We start from the raw sequence: 18,236 nt of genomic DNA, 5'->3' as shown, positions 1-18,236 counted from the left end.
GCCGCATGGATGCGGCCAGTTTTTCGACAGGACACGGATGTCCTGTCGAAAAACCCCGCAACCCGCACGCGCACCTGGAGGGCCAAAGGCCCGGAAGGCGCGTCATCCGGGGGGCCCTTTCTTTTGGTTACTTTTCTTTGGGCAAGCAAGAGAAAGTGACCCGGCCTCCGGCAGGAGGTCGGAAGCCCGCGGCAGGCGAGCCAGGTCACCGTATCGCGACAGCTAAACACCGAGGCTCTGGATAACCAGCTCCGCTGTTGAAAAGCGCCTCCGGCCTACGCCGCAATGACGATCAAATGCCGGCGTGCCTCCGCATGACGGTCCAGAACCCGAAGTCACCCGGAAACCGAAGCAGAAAACCAACCACCCCCTCCACCCCCTATAATCCCCCGCTCAGTTCACCCCGCGCGGCCCCGCCGCGCCAGCGGAAGCCCCAGATAATGAGCGATATCCTGCATAAGCTGCCCGAGTTTCTCGGCAACCACCTCGCGCTCGCCGCGCTGTTCCTGGTCCTGCTGCTCGGGCTGGTCGGCACGCAGCTGATGATGTTGCTGCGCAAGTACAAGGAGCTGACGCCCGCCGGCCTCACCCTGCTGATCAACCGCGAAGGTCCGCTGCTGATCGATCTTTCCGCCTATGCCGATTACGAGAAGGCCCATGTGCCCGGCTCGCGCCATGTCGCCATGAGCCAGTTCGACCCCGAGCACAAAGACATCGCCAAGGCCAAGGACGTGCCGGTGGTGCTGATCGACAAGGACGGCCGCGGCGCCAGCGACAAAGCCGCGCAGCGCCTGGTCAAGGCCGGTTTCAGCAAGGTCTACACCCTCAACGGCGGCGTGATCGGCTGGCAGCAGGCGCAGTTGCCGGTGGCCAAGGGCAAGAATCCGGGTTGATCGCTGTTTGGCGGGCGAGCGCGCAACGCTCTCGCCCGCTATAGCCCGACAATGCCGGCGCGACTGCCCAGGATCTGCGCCAGCACATCGGGCGCGTAGTCGAACGAGTCGTAGTACAGCCGGTCTTCCGGCAGCCCTGCAGCGATGAAGAGCTTGCGGCCCGCATCGATCATCGCGGGCGGGCCGCTCATGTAGACGTCGTAAGCGGCAAGATCCGGGTGATCCTGCAGCACGGCCTCGTGCACGAAACCCATGCGCATGCCGCTGGCCCGTGCCTGTTCCGCATCCGAAATCACGGCCTGGAACGACAAGTCGTGCGCAAGCGCCGCCCAGCGTTCGGCCTGTTCGCGCATGTAGATATCGGCCGCCTGCCTGGCACCCCAATACACCCGCATCGGACGACGCGTGCCCAGCGCCATGAAGTGCTCGACGATGGCCTTCAGCGGCGCAAAGCCCGTGCCTCCAGCCATCAGGATCATCGGACGCTCCGAATCCTCGCGCGGCACAAAGGTGCCCAGCGGGCCTTCGATGCGCATGGCGTCGCCCAACTTGAGCGTGTCGTACACCCACGAAGTGAAACCGCCGCCGGCCACGTGGCGCACGTGCAGTTCGATGGTGCCGTCGGCTTGCGGATGGTTGGCGATGGAGAACGGGCGACGACGCCCATCCTCAAGCAGCACGTCCAGATATTGGCCGGGCAGCCAGTTGAGCCGCGCTTCCGCCACTACCGGTTGCAGATGCAGGCCGATCACATCGGGCGCCAGCATCCATTTGCGCGACACCACCACGTCGACTTGCCGCTTGGCGATGTCCTCCACCGAGGTGACTTCGCGCGCTTCGATCAGCAGATCGCCGCGCGGCACCGCCTGGCAAAGCAAAATCGCATGCTGTGCCGGCGAGGTGCCGGCCAGTGCCACCGGCGGATTGCGCGGATACTCGCAATACCCCGCCAGCAGCGTGGCCTTGCAGCTGCCGCACACGCCGGCGCGGCACGAATACGGCAAGGCGATGCCGGCCCGCTGCGCGGCTTCCAGCACGGTTTCGCCGGGCGCGACGGGGAAATGGCGGCCGGTGGATTGGATCGTAACGATAGGCACGGGCACATTGTCGCGGCGTAAGCGTCAGTCGACAATGAGGGCCTTAGGGTCCAATCACAAGCTTCACGCGGAGAAAACAGCCATGGCCATCTGGAAACAGGACACCTCGCTCGAGCGCATCAATGGCTGGAGCACCAACACCATGATGGAAACGCTGGGCATCCGCATCACCGAAATCGGCGACGACTGGCTGCGCGGCACCATGCCGGTGGACCATCGCACGCACCAGCCGTATGGCCTGCTGCATGGCGGGGCATCCGTGGTGCTGGCCGAGACGCTGGGCAGCTCGGCCGCCATGCTCGCGCTCGATCCCTCGGAAGTAGCGGTGGGCCTGGACATCAACGCCAACCATATCCGCGGCGTGCGCAGCGGCACCGTCACCGGCACCGCGCGCATGGTGCATATCGGCCGCACCACGCAGGTGTGGGAAATCCGCATCGAGACGGAAGCCGGCGAACTGGTGTGCATCTCGCGCATCACCATGGCGGTGATTCCGGCACGCGTCGTGGCACCGCGTTGAGCATCGACGCTCCCTACGCCACGCTCGATCCCGATCGCGTACTCGATGCCGTCACCGCGTGCGGCCTGTGGCCGGACGGCCGCCTGCTGGCGCTCAACAGCTATGAAAATCGCGTGTGGCAGGTGGGTATCGAGGACGCCTCGCCGGTCATCGCCAAGTTTTATCGACCGCATCGCTGGAGCGACGCGGCGATCCTTGAGGAACACGCGTTCGCCAGGGAGTTGGTCGACGCCGAAATTCCGGTCGTGGCGCCGCTGGTGTTCGGTGGACGCACGCTGCTGCATCACGATGGCTTCCGCTACGCACTCACGCCGCGTCGAGGCGGCCGCGCGCCCTCGCTGGAATCGACCGAACAGCTGGAATGGCTGGGTCGGCTGATTGCGCGCATTCATGGCGTGGGCGCGCGTGCAGCGTTCGAACACCGCGGCCGTCTGGACCGCGCCACGCTGATCGCGCACCCGATGCAGGCCGTGCTGGCCTCGTCGCTGTTGCCGCCGTCGCTGCACGCTGCCTATCGCGCCGCCGCCGAACGCGTGGATCACGCCGTGGCCAGTCGCTATGACGCCGTCGGCCCGGTGCGCTCGCTGCGGCTGCACGGCGACTGCCATCCCGGCAATGTGCTGTGGACCGATGGCGGCCCGCACTTCGTCGATCTCGATGACGCGCGCATGGGCCCTGCCGTGCAGGACCTGTGGATGCTCGCCAACGACGAGAAGTCTATGAGCGCGCTGCTCGATGGCTATCAGCAGATGCGCGACTTCGACTTCAGCGAGCTCGCCCTGGTGCCGGCGCTGCGCGCCATGCGCCAGCTGCACTACGCCGGCTGGATTGCGGCGCGCTGGCACGATCCGGCCTTCCCCGCCGCCTTCCCGTTCGCCGCCGAAGCGCGATGGTGGGAGCAGCACATCGCCGACCTGCACGAGTTGTCCGAGGAGCTGTTGTAGGAGCGCACTTGTGCGCGACCCGGGCGGAGCGATGCCTGTGCGAGGGGACGGTCGCGCACAAGTGCGCTCCTACAAGGGTTCGCGATGTGTGCGCGGCGAGGTGTCGGCGATGCGTGCGGCAAGCGGCGGGATGAACACCACCCGACAAATTGCCAATCCACACCACCGACAGCCCCAGCACGATCCGCTAAGCTCGCCACTTTCGACCCAGGGCTTCGCACGTGCGCAATTTTCTGTTCCGACTGATCGGCATCCTTGAAGTGGCGGGTGGCTTTTTCGGCATGGTGAGCATGCTGCGACGGCTGTTGCCGTTCGGCTCGCACGACTCCATCGTGGCGGTGATCGGCCTGGCGTTCTATGCGTTCGTGCTGGTGGCTGGCGTGCTTTTGCTTGAGAACAGCGAGCGCGGCGTGACCTTCTCGAGCTGGGCCCAGGTGCTGCAGCTGCCCCTGATCGCCACGCCGATTTTCAGCTACGGCTTCCATTGCGGCGCCTTCGTGAACGTCTACGCCAGCCTGCATATCCCGGTGCAGCTGTGGCTGGACTGGCATGTCGGCAGCGAAGGCTTCGTGCTGGCCGTGGCCGGGCCGTCGGTATCGCGGCTGGGGCTGAACCTGCTGGCGCTGCTGTCCTGGCTGGCGCTGCGCCTGCGCTAAGCGACCACCTCGCTTTTTTGTGGGAGCGCACCCTGTGCGCGACTCCCACGGAGCGTCGCTGAGGGTGCGCCAGTCGCGCACAGGGTGCGTTCCCACAAGCAAATCGCCGGGTTCCAGGCCCTCACCGGTTATCATGGGCGGATGAATAGCCCTGCCCCCCTCCCCGTCATCCGCCTCAAGACCGACCGCACGCCCGGCCATCCCTGGGTATGGTCCGCCCAGGTCCACAAGCCGGAAACCCGCGTACCGCCTGGCAGCGTGGTCGATGTGGAGGACGCCAAGGGACGCTTCGTGGGCCGCGGCTTCTGGAACGGCCATGCGCGCATCGCGCTGCGCCTGCTGAGCAGCGATCCCACCGAGACCATTGACGCCGACTGGATCACCGGCCGCATCGACCGCGCCGTGGCGCTGCGCCAGGAACTGCTTCAGCTGGACCGCATCAGCGATGCGTGGCGCGTGGTGCACAGCGAAGGCGACGGGCTATCGGGCCTGGTGGTGGATCGCTACGCCGACATCCTGGTGATCGAATACTTCGCCGCCGGCATGTGGCGTTTCCGCGAGGCCATCCAGGCCGCCTTGCTGCGCCACTTTCCCGGCGCACGCCTGTACTGGTTTGCGGAAAGCCATGTGCAGAAGCAGGAATCCTTCGATTGCCGCTCCGCCGATGCGCCCGAGCCGGTGGAAGTGCATGAGCACGGCCTGCGTTTCCATGCTGCGCCCGGCTATGGCCACAAGACCGGTTTCTTCGCCGACCAGCGCGAGAACCGCCACCATTTCGCGCGCCTGGCCAAGGGCCGCAAGGTGCTCGATCTGTGCTGCAACGCTGGCGGCTTCGCCGTGCACGCGCTGGCGGCCGGCGCGCAGTCGGCCACGGGCGTGGACATGGACGCGGGCATCCTCGAAATCGCCCGCGCCAATGCCGCTGCCAACGATGTGCCCGCCGTATTCGAACAGGCCGACATCTTCGACTGGCTGCGCGCGGCCGTCGCACGCGGCGAGCAATACGACGCGGTGATCCTCGACCCGGCCAAGCTCACGCGCGACCGCAACAAGGTGATGGACGCGCTGAAGAAATACTTCGCGATGAATCGCCTGGCGCTGGATGTGATCCCGCCCGGCGGCCTGCTGCTTACCTGCTCGTGCACTGGCCTGGTCAGCGAGGCGGACTTCCTGGAAATGCTGCGCCGCGTGGCGCTCAACGCCGGCCGCGAGATCCAGGTGTTGCATACGGCAGGCGCCGGCGCGGACCATCCGTTCAACAGCAGTGTGCCGGAAGGCCGCTACTTGAAGGCGGTGTTCTGCCGCGTCATGTGATCGGTCCCCGCTTCTGAGACGCCAGTGCGTACACTGGCGGCCGTATGCCGTTGGGAACTGCCATGTCCGTAACCGAAATCGTGTTGATCGTCCTCGTCATCGCCGTGCTCGCCATGCAGGTGATGAACCTGTTGCGCGGACGCGATGATGGCGGCCTTGCTGCGCGCCTGGATGCCTTGAAGGACGACAACCGCCACCTGCGCGAAGCGCTGGCGCAGGAGCAGCGCGCCGACCGCGGGGAGATGACCCAGTCGCTGGGACAGTTCCGCTCGCTGGTGCAGGAACAGCTGGGCGGCATGAGCACCCAGCAGCACGAGCGCATCGGCCATTTCGGCCAGCGCCTGGACGTGCTCACCGAACGCACCGATGCCGGCCTGCAGACGCTGGCGCAGCGCCTCACCGAAGACGCGCGCCGCAGCCGCGAAGAACTCACGCTCACCCTCAATCGTTTCGGCGAACAACAGCAGCAGCGCCTGGCCGCGCTCACCGCCGACAACGAGAAGCGCCTCAACGAAGTACGCGCCACGCTGGAAACCAAGCTCAAGGAGATCCAGGACGACAACGCGGCCCGGCTCGAGCAAATGCGCGCCACGGTCGACGAGAAGTTGCAGAACACCCTGGAAACGCGCCTGGGCCAGTCGTTTGCGCTGGTCTCCGAACGGCTCGAACAAGTGCAGCGCGGTCTCGGCGAAATGCAGAACCTCGCCATCGGCGTGGGCGATCTCAAGCGCGTGCTCACCAATGTGAAAACGCGCGGCATCCTTGGCGAAGTGCAGTTGGGTGCGCTGCTGGAGCAATTGCTCACCAACGATCAGTACGACTCCAACGTGGTGACGGTTCCCGGCAGCAACGACCGCGTGGAATTTGCCGTGCGCATGCCGGGCGCCGGCGAGCACGCCCAGCTCTATCTGCCGATCGACGCGAAATTCCCGGTGGAGGATTACCAGCGCCTGCTCGACGCGCAGGAAGCGGCCGATGCCGATGCTGCTGCGCTGGCCGGCCGTGCGCTGGAAGTGCGCGTGCGCGAGGAAGCCAAACGCATCCGCAGCAAGTACGTAGCGCCGCCGCACACCACCGACTTTGCGGTGTTGTTCCTGCCCACTGAAGGCCTGTATGCCGAAGTGATCCGCCGGCCGGGCCTGTTCGAATCGCTACAGCGCGATTTCCACGTCACCATCGCCGGCCCCACCACGCTCACCGCCTTGCTCAACAGCCTGCAGATGGGCTTCCGCACGCTGGCCATCGCCCAGCGCAGCAGCGAGGTGTGGACCTTGCTCGGTGCGGTGAAGACGGAATTCGGCAAGTTCGGCGCGGTGCTGGAAAAGACCCGCAAGAAACTCAACGAAGCCACCAACGTGATCGATCAGGCCAGCGTCCGCACGCGGGCCATCGAGCGCAAGCTGCGCGGCGTGGAAACCCTGTCCGGCGAGGACGCCCAGCAGGTGCTGATCGACGCCCCGGCGCTCGATGAGATCAGCGACGACGACACCGAGGTTTGATCGTGCGCTGCGCCCTCAGGCCGATGCGCTGACCAGGGCACCGCTGCTGCTGCCGCCCTCACTCTGCAGGGCGGCGGACAAGGCGTTGACGGCGGCTTCCAGCTGACCATTGGTCGTCGCGACCTCCGATTGCAAGGCGGAAGCGATCGCCATGTTCGCCGGATCCGCTGCCTTCTTGCCTGAGGTGGCCGCATGCAAAGCCTGCTCCTCCCGGGCCAGCTGTTTTTGCAGCTGCGCGATTTCCTTCTGCAAGGCCTGCACCGTGGCGCTGGCCGCGCTGCTGCTGCCGGAGCTGCTCGACGACGACGAAGCGCCCCCAGCGCCACCAGCCACACCGGCGCCCTTCGCCACCGAGGCCTTGCCGCCCTGTGCCGATGATGTCGCCGCAGTCGACGACGAGCTGGTGGACGCCGATGCCGCCGACGCCGAAGCGCCGGCGATGGTCACCGGGATGGCGGAGGTGTCCAGGTGAATGCCGATGCTCATGGAAGGTCCTGGGGGAGGGTCGCCCACGAAATCGGTCGGCCGCGAAAAACCTTGAGGCCTCGCACCGGCACCATGGGATTAACCCCATTCGACTCGGCGCGACGTTCCAACCTAAGCATCGGCCATCGATGCCTGCCGGAGTCGTTGCATGAACAGCTTGCGCTTGTGGGTACTGGGCCTGGCCGCCGCGGCGGCCAGCACGCAGGCCGCCGCGGTCGGCCGGCTGGTGGACCTGGCTGTGTACGACCGCACCTCGCAACAGGAGTTGACGGTCTATCAACACGATGGCCGCTACTACGTCGCCGGGCAGCCGGGTCACCGCTACCAGATCCATCTGCGCAGCCAGAACGGCAGCCGCGTACTGGGCGTGCTTTCGGTCGACGGCGTCAACGTGCTGTCCGGCGACACGGCCGACTGGTCGCAAACGGGTTATGTGCTGCAGCCGTATGTGTCCACCGACATTCCGGGCTGGCGCAAAAGCCTCACTGAGGTGGCGGATTTCGTGTTTGCGGATGCCTCGCACAGCTACGCCGCACGCACCGGCCGCCCCGACAACGTGGGCGTGATCGGCATGGCGGTGTTCCTGCCGCGACACATGATCCGCCCGCTGCCGATGCCCGGCCCGATCTCCAGGATCTCCAGTTCGGGCGATGAACGCCTGCAGCCATCACCGCCTGCCCCCGCCGCGCCCGTGGCCGAATCCGCAGCGCGCGGCGCAGTGGCCAAGACCCAGGACAGCGGTCCGATCGGCACCGGCCACGGCGAGCGCGAAACCTCGGTGGTGAGCTACACCGATTTCGAACGCGCCTCCTCTACTCCGAATGAGACGATCACGCTGTACTACGACACGCGCGAACGCCTGATCGCCCAGGGCGTGATCCCCGGCGACGACCGTCCGCCGCCCGCTCGCCCCGACCCGTTCCCCGGACATTTCGTGCCCGATCCGCGTTGACATCGCAGCAACCTGCGTTCAACTCGCGGCAAGCCGAAACGTGACACCATCCAAGGGTTCGTGCGCCCTAGTGGATTGATCACGTCATGCTGGATGCCCTGCACACCATCGTCCGCGAAGTCGAGCAGGACCGTTCCCTGGAGCGGCCCGAACAACTGCGCGAGCGTGTGCTGGCGATGGATCGCCTGGAAGACGTGCTGCTGCACGAACCACAGGCCTGCACGCCCGCAGCCATGGCGGTGATGAACGCCGTGCGTCGACGCGCGCGCGAGCGCCTGGCCGCCCTCAGCGACGTGCAACAGCGCCTGTGCGAAGGCATCCGCCACGCCATCACGCAAGGCGCCGGCGCGCACGCCCTGCGTGGCTGGCTGCACCACGACGACCTGCGCGAACCCTGGGGTTACGACCATCTCGACGCCTTGATCGGCGAAGTCTTGTCGCTGGACGAGCCTGACTCTGTCGCTGCGCTCGAAGCCGACATGGTGTTCTACCAGCCAACGCCGGTGCGCCACGTGCTGGACCTGATCCACCGAGCGCATCTGGGTCACGATGACCTGCTGGTCGATCTCGGCTCAGGCATGGGGCATGTGCCCTTGCTGGTATCGATCTGCACGCCAGCGCGGGCTTGCGGCATCGAGCGTGAGCCCGCCTACGTGGCCAGCGCCCAGCGCGCGGCACAAGCGCTGGGGATCGATCGCGCCAGCTTCATGGCGCAGGATGCCCGCGATGCCGATGTCTCGCGGGGCACGGTGTTTTATCTCTATACGCCGTTCACCGGCGACATCTTGCGGCAGATGCTCGACCGGCTGCATGACGAAGCGCGTCGTCGAACGATCCGACTCGCCACGCTCGGCCCTTGCACGCCGGCCATCGCGAGCGAGCCGTGGTTGCGCGCGGCCAGCGAACCGGATACTGGCCGCGTGACACTATTTCGCTCGGTGACCTGAGACCTCAGGCGCCATCCAGCCGGGTGGCCAGCTGCACTTGAGCATTGCCGGTGGAGAGTGCGCCATCGGGTACGGCATCCGGCGACTGGCTGGCAAGCGCGTTGCTGATCCATGGCGGGGTCTGTCGCGGCCCGGGAATATAGGCGTCCCAATGGCCGTAGCCGCGCTTCACGACGGGCGCCCCGCCGCCCTGAAGATAGAAGTTCACCGGTACGCGAACGACCCAATAGGGATCATCCTTTGCGGCCCCCTTGCTAGGCGGGTTGTAAGTCCAGCGACGCACCGCACTGATCGACGCGTCGGCCAACGCTTTGCGGAACCTGTCCATCTCCACTGGCGTGGCGTATTGCTCGAGGTTCACCTGTTCGGCAATGACATCTTCCACTGTCCCGTCACGACCAACGCGCACAAGCAAATACACGGTGCCGGTGACTCGCGCATGGATGGCGAGCATCGGATAAGTGGGCGCGGGCCGAGTCTTGTAGCTCACCGTATCGCCATCGGCATGCCCCTGGCCAAACGTGGCGCCCACGAGAGTCACTTTGAAATTGCCGTCACCGACAGGCTTGGCCACGATGCGTATGCTCATCGAGCTTTTCACCACGTCCTTGGTGGGTGCGGAGAGCTTGAACTCCCACTGCGCGATGCCTTGAGCAATGACATCCACCACCACCGGTGGAAGTTTCTCCGGCTGATCCAGGGTGTAGCCGTGCAGGGTGCCATCCGGATTCACTTCCACCGATCCGGTGACCAACATGGAGGCCTCCGCCGACTTGCGTACGCTTTGGGCTGCCGCGGCCACCGCCGCTGTCGATACGAAACAGCCAAGCAGTACAAACGTCCAGGCCAGATACCAGCGCTTCATAAACCACTCCTTAGTTCATGCGAGAGGCTAGTCTAGCGGCGCAGCGGCGGCAGCATAAGGGTGGTCACCTGACCGGGCTACGCCTCGCCGGGGACGCAAGTGATTGATCCTGCTAAGCGTCCGCCACCCATGCGGGCCAGTGCTTGACGCTGGCGTTACACTGGCACGTCTGTAAGCCGTACCCGAAGGAACCCGCATGAGCGAGCGTCAAGAACCGACCGAAGTCACCCGCGAACAGGCCGAAGAAGCGGTCCGCGTCCTGCTGCGCTGGTCGGGCGAAGATCCCGGCCGCGAAGGTCTGCTCGATACGCCCAAGCGCGTGGTGAAGGCATACAAGGATTGGTTCTCCGGTTATGCCACTGACCCGGGCGACTATCTGCGCCGCACCTTCGAGGAAGTGGCCGGCTACGACGAAATGGTCGTGCTGCGCGACATCGAATTCGAAAGCCATTGCGAGCACCACATGGCACCGATCATCGGCCGCGCGCACGTAGGCTACCTGCCGACCAATCGCGTGGTGGGCATCAGCAAGCTGGCACGCGTGGTGGACGCTTATGCGCGCCGCTTCCAGGTGCAGGAAAAGCTCACCGCGCAGATCGCCCAGTGCATCCAGGAAAACCTGCACCCGGCCGGCGTGGCCGTGGTGATCGACGCCAGCCACGAATGCATGACCACCCGCGGCGTGCACAAGCGCGGCGTCTCCATGGTCACCAGCCAGATGCTGGGCGCCTTCCGCGACGATGCACGCACGCGCTCGGAATTCCTGCAGTTCATCGGTATCCATGGCGCGGGCCGCTGAGCACGCGCCACCGATGGCATTGATCGATAGCACGGACGCCGACGAGCGTCTACAGGACGTATTGCGCGAAGGCATCACCGCCGAGGACATCCCGGCGGTGTTTCCCCTGCTGCGCGGACGCTCGCTGCTGCGCGCGTTCAACGCGCTGTTCCACGGCAGCGAGGCGCAGGTGCTGCTGCGCCTGCTGGTGCTGCGCACGTTGGGCGCACGCGCCCACGCGCCGGAGTGGACGCCGGCGGAAATCCGCGAGCAGCTGGCCTTTGTCGAGCCGGTGAAGCTGGAAACCGTGGTGCAGCGCCTGAAGGAACACGAGCTGCTCACCTGGGACAACGAAACGCTGCGTTATCGCGTGAGCCCCCTGGGCCGCAAGGCGCTGGCCGCGGTCGCCACGCTGCTGGAATTCGAGCACGACGACGACGATGGCCTGGGCTACATCACCGCCCAGCTCGCCGCCGGCCAGGCCGTGGGCCGGGTGTCCGGCGATGAACTGACGCACCTGCTGTCGCGCCTGTCCGAATTGAAGGACGACTTCGACCGCGCCGTGCTGTCCGGCTCCGAACATCGCATCCGTCGCGCCGCACAGCGGCTCGATTCGGTATGGACGTGGGTGGAGAAGGGCACGGAAGTCGTCAGCGCCATCGCTGACAACGAAGATCTCGACTCGGCCACGCATCGCCTCGCCCAGGCGGTGGGTCGTGCGCAAAGTGCGCTGCTGCGACAGGCCGGCATCTTCCAGCGCGAGCTCAACAAGATCGACCAGCATCGCGTGCATCTGGGGCGTACTGGCCTTTCCTCGTCTGACCTGGTGGCGTGGTTGCGTTCGCTCACCCCAGATGCGCTGGCCCAGCATGCCGACCAGGCTGCGCAGCTGCCGGTGCAGCCGCCCTTCCTGCAGGACCAGATCGCGCTGGACGTGGCCGAATTCGAATTGCTCGAACGCGAACGCGCCGCCGCCGAAAGCAGCGCGCTGCCGAACGCGGAAAGCACCCCGACCACGCACGACCTGCCGATCGACGAGGAAGACCTCTCGCCGTTGCTCGAGTGGCATGGCCAGCTGGCGGCATTGACCACTCCCCTGGAACTCAGCGACGCCTTGCGCGGCGACGACTACGCCTTGAGCGCGTACCGCCTCTCGCTGCTCGGCCTGGTGGGCGACCCGGAATCCTCCGCGCTGCAGGGCGCAACGGCGGATCTCGCGCGCCTGCCGCTGAAACTGGAAATCGAACCGCGCCTGATCGACCCGGGCCTGGCGACGATCGCGCTGGTCAGCGCGGGTCGCCTGCATCCAAGCAAGGACAACAAACATGCATGACGAAACCGCTGCGCTGGTCGCGCGATTGCTATCCCAGCGCTGGCTGCCGCGCGACGACACGCAGGCACGCAAGGCGTTGCTCGACGAGGCGTTCCGCGAAGAACTCGATCGCCGCCTGGCTGCCGTCGGCCTCGAACTGCGCGAACACCCCTACTCCGCCTATATCGGCGTGGCCGTGGCGCGCGCCAATGAGAAGCACGTGTTCGGCGGCAGCGACAGCTGGATCTCCAACACCTTGCAGCTCGACCGCGACGCCATCGCGCTGCTGGTGGTGCTGTGGGCGCTGATCGTGCTGCCCAAGCGCCAGCGCCAGCTCGAACGTCAACAGGCCGAGGCCGATGCTTCGCAAAAGCAGATGTTCGCCGAAGCCAAGCCGATTTCGCGCGATGCGGCGCTATCGCCCATCGTGGCCGAGCGCACGCTGCTCGCCGATTTCGGTGAGAAGCTCGGCGGCAAGACGCGCGTGAATTTCAACCTCGGCCTGCTTTCGCGCCACGGCTTCATCGCGCGGCGCAAGGGCGAGCTGGCCGAAGGACCGTTGCTGGATCTGGTGTTCGATTACGAACGCACCGCGCGACGCATCCTCGATGGCGCGCTGAGCGACCTGCTGGCAGGCCTCACGCCGCGCGACGACATCGGCAGCGACGATGAACCGCTCTACGACGATGCCGACGACGACGTAAATGAAATCAGTGAAGACAGCGAAGTGATCCACGATGTTTGATTTCCGCAGCCTCGAGGTCATCCACTGGGACTACTGGCAGCGCTTCAGCCTGCCGCTGGATACCAATATCGTCACCGTGGTGGGCCCGAACGGTTCGGGCAAGACCACCCTGCTCGACGCGCTGCGCACCCTGCTCACCATCGACTGCGCCGGCAACCGCGACTACAAGAGCTATCTGCGCCACAACGGCAAACCGTTCGCCTGGCTGCGTGCGCGCGTGGGCAATGTGCCCGGACCGCGCGGCGAGCGTCCGTTCTTCCCGATCATGGACAGCGAAGTGACGCTGGCGGTGCGCATCCAGAAGAAGGGCGGCGAGTGGCAGCGCCAGTACGCCGTGATGGGCGGCGATGTCAGCGTCGACGAGATCGAAGCACGCAACGACTTCCTCGGCTTGCGCGACTACCGCGTGCGGCTGGAAGGCGCCGGCTTGTCGCAGGCAATCCGCCGCGTGCTCACGCTGGAACAAGGCGCCACCGACAAGCTGTGCCAGCTGCCGCCGAAGGCCCTGCTGGACCTGGTGTTCGACGTGTTCGGCGACAAGACCGTGCTGGATGACTATCAGCGCGCCCGCAACGAACAAGCCGAAGCCGATCGCGAGCTGCACGGCCTGGAACATCAGCTCTCCCTGATCGGCGTGAGCCTGCAGGAGGCCGAGGGCCGCGTGCGCTCATGGCAGGAGTGGGATGCGCTCAAACATGAGCACACCGACCTGGTCGCCGAAACGCTCCCGCGCACCGAACTGGCCGAACTGCACGCGGCCATCCGTGGTGCGCGTCCCCAGTTGCTCGGCCTCAAGCGCAAGTGTCGCGATCTGTCCGCGCGCGACGTGGAGCTGCAGCGGGGCCTGCAAGCGCTGGACGTCAAGGAAGAATCGCTGCGAGGCGAACAGCACGCAGCCGACCAGGTCCGCCAGCAGGCCAAGCAGCAGCTCGACGAAGCGCGCCGCGCCGAAACAGAGAACGCCACCTTGCTCAAGCAGGAGCAGCATCTGCGCAAACTGGTCGCCGAACAGGACGGCGCCGATCACGAGCAGCAAGGCAAGCAGCTTGTCGAAGCACGCAGCCAGCTTGGTCGCCTGCAGAATGACGAAGCACGACTGCGCGAGCAGTTGTCGACACTGACCGCGCAACTCGGCGCCTGGCGTCGCGGCCAGCGCTACACGCCGGAGTTCGAGCAATCGTTCCGACGCGCCCTGGACGAGGCCAGCATCGGCCACAGCATGCTCAGCGAGATCGTCGAGATCACCGAGCCGCGCTGGCAGGCAGCAGTGGAAGCGGTGCTCGCCGGCTATCGCCATGTGGTGCTGCTCGATCACCCGCGTGACCGCGAAGCAGCGTGGCGCCTGGGCGAGCAACACCGCTACAAGCATTTCGTGGTGGCCGAACGCTCGCCCAGCATCGCGGCCACGCGTGGCTCGCTGCTGGAAGTGGTCGACTTCACCGCAGCGGCGCCGGAATGGCTGCTGCGCCAGCTCGACCGCATCCGCCGCGTGGAAGACGTGGCCGACGGCGCCAAGCTCGGCAAGGAGCAGGACTGGATCACGCCGCAGGGTTATTTCCGCGAGCGCCGCGGCGGACGTCACCTCGGTGTCGACGATGTGTACTTCGGCAGTGCCGCGCGCGAACGCCAGCTGCGCGAGGGCGAAGAGCGACTGCAGCAGATCGAGAAACAGCTGCGCGCCATCGGCGACAAGCGCAAGACCTGGCAGGAACAGGCCAGCGACGCCGAAAGCCTGCTGCGCGGCGCCAACGCCAGCAACCAGCTCGCCGACCGCGCCGATGAATTTGCCGTGGCGCACGAAGCGCTGTCTTCGCTGCAGGACGACGTGCAGCGCTGCGCCGACAGCTACGCCGCTGCCGAGGCGCATTACGAAGGCGTGCGCGAGCAGCGCCAGCAGAACTCCCGCCAGCGCGACAACGAAGCGCGCGAGCACAAACAGGCGCAGCAGCAGCTGGCCGACAGCGCGCGCCAGTTTGCGCAATACCGTCACGAGCAGGTCGATCGCCTGAAGGCTTTCCGCCACAAGCGCAGCCACGTGCGCCCGTCGCATCGTTCGCGCCGCGCCATGCTGGAACTGCGCGAACGCTATGAGTCGCCCGCTGCCGTACGTCGCGAGATCGACCGCATCGAGCGTCGCCTCAACGAAGGGCACTGGGAAACCGACGACGGCGTGCTGCCGCTGCGCGACAAATACGCCAACGACCACGAAGGCCTGCGCGAGGATCTGCAGCGCCGTCGCGTGCATCTGGAACGTGCCGGCCGCATCACGACGGAAGCGCGCGCCGCGTATCTCAACGTGCTGCGCAATACGGTCAAGCGTTATGCGCGCAACCTGAAAGTGCTGGCGGATCTGGCCGGCATCGGCGTGGAAACGGACCTGCCTGAATTGGTGAATGAAGACCTCGCCCTGGCCCAGGCCGGCCTCAACGTGCGCTTCGAGTTCGACAAGAAGGGCTGGATCGGCATGGACGACGGCGAGGCCTCGGGCGGCCAGCAGGTGATGAAGTCACTCTTGCTGCTGGTGGCGTTGATGCGCGACGAGGATCGCCCCGGCGGCTTCGTCTTCATCGACGAGCCGTTCGCGCACCTGGACATCTTCAACATCGACAAGGTGGGTGCCTTCCTCAAGTCCACGCGCGCCCAGTACATCCTCACTACGCCGGCCACGCACAACATCAACGTGTTCCAGCCCAGCGACCTCACCCTGGTCACCAGCAAGCGCCGCCCCGGCGCCACCTGGGCGCAGCCGCTGGCCGTGCTGCGCCGCCGGACCGAAGCCGCATGATGCGGCGGCCTGCCCGCGCTGCAATGCTGGCAGGCCTGCTGCTGGGGCCGGTGATCGCCTGGGCGCAGTCCACGCCGGCCGAATACCTGCGGGAGTTCGACACCGATGGCGATGGGCGGGTGAGCGAGGCGGAGTACGTGGCGCATCTGAGCCAGGGCTTCTACCGGCTCGATACCAATGGTGACGGCGTGCTCCAAACCGATGAGTTGCCCGGCGGCCACGGCAAACCCATCACGCTCAAGCAGTTCCAGGACAACCTGCGCCGTCAGTTCCACAAGCTGGACCGCAATCACGACGGCTATCTCGACGCGCGCGAGCTGACGCAGCCACCGCAGGGTTGAATCGCCCTCACCCCTCTGTTGTTGTGGGAGCGCACCCTGTGCGCGACTGGCCTCACCGGTCGGCTTCGTAGCGACTGTCGCGCACAGGGTGCGCTCCCACAACAGAAGGCGTTGCGCCCTCCTACTGCACTGCACACACAGCGTCATCTGGAATCGGCTATCGTGCGCGTCTCACCGCCAGCCGCCCCCATGGACCAGACCGCCGACCCCGAGCTCCATCCGCGCCGCCGCGCCGCGCTGGCGTTCATTTTCGTCACCGTGGTGCTGGACATGTTGGCGTTCGGCATCGTCATCCCGGTGCTGCCGCATTTGATCGAGCAGCTCGCCGGTGGCGGCATCGCGAATGCGGCCTGGTGGGTCGGCGTGTTCAGCACGGTGTTTGCGATCGTGCAGTTCGCGTTCTCGCCGGTGCAGGGCGCGTTGTCCGATCGCTTTGGGCGCCGGCCGGTGATCCTGATCTCCAATGCGGGCCTGGCCATCGACTTCTTCGTGCTCGCGATGGCCCCCACGCTATGGCTGTTGTTCGTGGCGCGCGTGGTGCTGGGCATGACGGCCGCGAGCTTCACCACGGCCAATGCGTATATCGCCGATATCACGCCCAAGGAAAAACGCGCGGCGGCCTACGGCATCCTCGGCAGCGCGTTCGGGCTGGGTTTCATCATCGGGCCGGGGCTGGGCGGTTTCCTCGGTGATATCCACCTGCGCCTGCCGTTCTGGGTGGCCGGTAGCCTGGCCGCCTGCAATTTCCTCTACGGCTTTTTCGTGCTGCCCGAATCGCTGCCCAAGGAACGCCGCACGCCGCGCTTCGAAATGCACAGCGCGCACCCGCTCGGCTCGCTGAAACTGCTCGCGCGCTATCCGCTGGTGATGCGCCTGGCCGTGGTGATGTTCCTGGTGTATCTGGCGCATTACGTGCTGCAGACCACCTTCGTGCTGTACGCCGATTATCGCTACCACTGGGGTCCGCAGGCGGTGGGTTATGTGCTGATGCTTGTCGGCGCCTGCGATGGCTTCGTACAGGCCGTGCTGACCCGACGTCTGGCCCCGCGTTTCGGCGAACGCCGGCTGATGCTGGGCGGCATGCTGTGCGGCATCGGCTCGTTCCTGGTGATGGGCCTGGCCGACACCGGTTTTGCCTTCCTGATGGGTATTCCGCTGATGGCGCTGTGGGGCCTCTCGCAGCCGCCGATCCAGTCGCTGATGACGCACGAAGTGGATGCGGCCGAACAAGGTCGCCTGCAGGGCGCCATCAGCAGCCTGGCGAGTTTTGCGGGCATCTTTGGCCCGTTCCTGTTCGCCCAGGTGTTTTCGTTCTCGATTTCGCCGTCGTCGCCGTATCACCTGCCTGGCCTGGCCTTCGTGCTGTCGGCCGTATTGCTGGCCATCGGCACCGTGATCGCGCTGCGCGCGACGCGGCATACGCAGGACCTCGCCAAGGGCGAGGAACCCGTGCCTCATACCATCCCGGGCGAACCGTCCTCGGTGATCCCTTTGCAAGCCATCATCACTCCCCTAGAACCACCGGAGCATTCCCCATGACTTTGTCGATGTACCAGGCTTCCGTTCCTGTTTTCCTGCGCGCCCTGAGCAATCTGCAGCACGTGCTGCGCAAGGGCGAGGCGCACGCGCAGGCGCGCAAGTTCGAGCCCTCCCTGCTGCTGCAGGCCCGCCTCACCGCCGACATGCTGCCGCTGACCAGCCAGGTGCAGATCGCCACCGACATGGCCAAGAACGCCTGCGCGCGACTGGCCGGCGTGGATCCGCTGAAGTTCGAGGACAACGAAACCACCTTCGCCGAACTGCATGCACGCATCGAGCGCGCTATCGACTACATCAAGAGCTTCAAGGCCGACCAGATCGACGGCAGCGAAACGCGCGCGATCACGCTCAAGATGCGTTCGGGCGAGCAGCACTTCGAAGGCGAAGGCTATCTGCTGCACTTTGTGATCCCGAACGTGTTCTTCCACTGCACCACTGCCTACGCGATTCTTCGCGAGGCGGGTGCCGAGCTGGGCAAGATGGATTTCATCGGCAAGCCGTAAGCCGGGCTGCAAGACCGGGGCGGCGCAGGGCTTTGCGAACCTGCGCCGCCCTTTTTTTTG

General features: G+C 66.0%; 18 protein-coding genes. 15 read left to right on the top strand and 3 right to left on the bottom strand.

Features of this window, described 5'->3' with window-relative positions; translation table 11 throughout:
• Window positions 1–440: 440 nt before the first annotated feature.
• Window positions 441–893 (top strand): rhodanese-like domain-containing protein, encoded by a 453-nt coding sequence (locus AB4Y82_RS16080; protein ID WP_441605489.1) that lies wholly within the window; start codon window positions 441–443, stop codon window positions 891–893.
• A gap of 38 nt (window positions 894–931) precedes the next feature.
• Here AB4Y82_RS16080 and AB4Y82_RS16075 read toward each other — a convergent pair whose 3' ends face one another.
• Window positions 932–1,990: a 2Fe-2S iron-sulfur cluster-binding protein gene (locus AB4Y82_RS16075; RefSeq protein WP_441605490.1), complete on the bottom strand. Its 1,059-nt coding sequence runs from the start codon at window positions 1,988–1,990 to the stop codon at window positions 932–934.
• An 82-nt stretch (window positions 1,991–2,072) separates the two neighbouring features.
• On the opposite strand from AB4Y82_RS16075, the gene AB4Y82_RS16070 reads away from it, so the two are divergent.
• The 5 genes from AB4Y82_RS16070 (at window position 2,073) to rmuC (ending at window position 6,923) form a co-directional block, all read left to right on the top strand.
• On the top strand, window positions 2,073–2,510 hold the full coding sequence (locus AB4Y82_RS16070) for a hotdog fold thioesterase (RefSeq protein WP_441605491.1): 438 nt from the start codon (window positions 2,073–2,075) through the stop codon (window positions 2,508–2,510).
• Window positions 2,507–3,454 carry a serine/threonine protein kinase gene (locus AB4Y82_RS16065; RefSeq protein WP_441605492.1) on the top strand — a complete coding sequence of 316 codons (948 nt, stop codon included), beginning with the start codon at window positions 2,507–2,509 and terminating at the stop codon, window positions 3,452–3,454. Before AB4Y82_RS16070 ends, AB4Y82_RS16065 begins: the two co-directional genes overlap by 4 nt.
• 221 nt (window positions 3,455–3,675) lie before the next feature.
• Window positions 3,676–4,110: a hypothetical protein gene (locus AB4Y82_RS16060; RefSeq protein ID WP_441605493.1), complete on the top strand. Its 435-nt coding sequence runs from the start codon at window positions 3,676–3,678 to the stop codon at window positions 4,108–4,110.
• A 141-nt stretch (window positions 4,111–4,251) separates the two neighbouring features.
• Window positions 4,252–5,424, top strand: coding sequence for a class I SAM-dependent rRNA methyltransferase (locus AB4Y82_RS16055; protein WP_441605494.1), 1,173 nt, complete (start codon window positions 4,252–4,254; stop codon window positions 5,422–5,424).
• Between the two features lie 62 nt (window positions 5,425–5,486).
• Window positions 5,487–6,923 carry a DNA recombination protein RmuC gene (gene rmuC / locus AB4Y82_RS16050; RefSeq protein WP_441605495.1) on the top strand — a complete coding sequence of 479 codons (1,437 nt, stop codon included), beginning with the start codon at window positions 5,487–5,489 and terminating at the stop codon, window positions 6,921–6,923.
• Between the two features lie 15 nt (window positions 6,924–6,938).
• Here the strand turns inward: rmuC and AB4Y82_RS16045 are convergent, their stop codons facing one another.
• The gene (locus tag AB4Y82_RS16045; protein WP_441605496.1) at window positions 6,939–7,409 is read right to left on the bottom strand and encodes a hypothetical protein; all 471 of its coding nucleotides are present in this window, start codon (window positions 7,407–7,409) and stop codon (window positions 6,939–6,941) included.
• 148 nt (window positions 7,410–7,557) lie between these two features.
• Here AB4Y82_RS16045 and AB4Y82_RS16040 point away from each other — a divergent pair, with 148 nt between their 5' ends.
• Both AB4Y82_RS16040 and AB4Y82_RS16035 read left to right on the top strand, forming a co-directional pair.
• On the top strand, window positions 7,558–8,361 hold the full coding sequence (locus AB4Y82_RS16040; protein ID WP_441605497.1) for a hypothetical protein: 804 nt from the start codon (window positions 7,558–7,560) through the stop codon (window positions 8,359–8,361).
• 86 nt (window positions 8,362–8,447) lie between these two features.
• The gene (locus AB4Y82_RS16035; protein ID WP_441605498.1) at window positions 8,448–9,308 is read left to right on the top strand and encodes a hypothetical protein; all 861 of its coding nucleotides are present in this window, start codon (window positions 8,448–8,450) and stop codon (window positions 9,306–9,308) included.
• Window positions 9,309–9,312: 4 nt separating this feature from the next.
• Here AB4Y82_RS16035 and AB4Y82_RS16030 read toward each other — a convergent pair whose 3' ends face one another.
• Window positions 9,313–10,173 (bottom strand): energy transducer TonB, encoded by an 861-nt coding sequence (locus tag AB4Y82_RS16030; protein WP_441605499.1) that lies wholly within the window; start codon window positions 10,171–10,173, stop codon window positions 9,313–9,315.
• A 196-nt stretch (window positions 10,174–10,369) separates the two neighbouring features.
• On the opposite strand from AB4Y82_RS16030, the gene folE reads away from it, so the two are divergent.
• From folE to AB4Y82_RS15995, 7 genes are all read left to right on the top strand, one after another.
• Window positions 10,370–10,972, top strand: a complete 603-nt coding sequence (gene folE / locus AB4Y82_RS16025; RefSeq protein ID WP_121883715.1) for a GTP cyclohydrolase I FolE — start codon at window positions 10,370–10,372, stop codon at window positions 10,970–10,972.
• Between the two features lie 13 nt (window positions 10,973–10,985).
• Window positions 10,986–12,284, top strand: a complete 1,299-nt coding sequence (locus AB4Y82_RS16020; RefSeq protein WP_441605500.1) for a hypothetical protein — start codon at window positions 10,986–10,988, stop codon at window positions 12,282–12,284.
• On the top strand, window positions 12,277–13,008 hold the full coding sequence (locus AB4Y82_RS16015; RefSeq protein ID WP_441605501.1) for a hypothetical protein: 732 nt from the start codon (window positions 12,277–12,279) through the stop codon (window positions 13,006–13,008). Before AB4Y82_RS16020 ends, AB4Y82_RS16015 begins: the two co-directional genes overlap by 8 nt.
• A complete protein-coding gene (locus AB4Y82_RS16010; RefSeq protein ID WP_441605502.1) occupies window positions 13,001–15,793 on the top strand; it encodes an AAA family ATPase in 2,793 nt (930 codons plus the stop codon). Before AB4Y82_RS16015 ends, AB4Y82_RS16010 begins: the two co-directional genes overlap by 8 nt.
• Window positions 15,793–16,134, top strand: a complete 342-nt coding sequence (locus AB4Y82_RS16005) for an EF-hand domain-containing protein (RefSeq protein WP_441605554.1) — start codon at window positions 15,793–15,795, stop codon at window positions 16,132–16,134. Before AB4Y82_RS16010 ends, AB4Y82_RS16005 begins: the two co-directional genes overlap by 1 nt.
• 162 nt (window positions 16,135–16,296) lie before the next feature.
• A complete protein-coding gene (locus AB4Y82_RS16000; protein ID WP_441611471.1) occupies window positions 16,297–17,673 on the top strand; it encodes a TCR/Tet family MFS transporter in 1,377 nt (458 codons plus the stop codon).
• Complete coding sequence (locus AB4Y82_RS15995) at window positions 17,670–18,176, top strand: DUF1993 domain-containing protein (protein ID WP_441605504.1); 507 nt, start codon at window positions 17,670–17,672, stop codon at window positions 18,174–18,176. The genes AB4Y82_RS16000 and AB4Y82_RS15995 overlap by 4 nt, the downstream gene beginning before the upstream one ends.
• Window positions 18,177–18,236: the final 60 nt, after the last annotated feature.

This window comes from Dyella sp. 2YAF14 (genome assembly GCF_052114725.1).
Lineage (GTDB): Bacteria > Pseudomonadota > Gammaproteobacteria > Xanthomonadales > Rhodanobacteraceae > Dyella.
The sequence above is the reverse complement of the archived record's forward strand: the minus strand, read 5'-3'. Positions and strand labels throughout refer to the sequence as shown.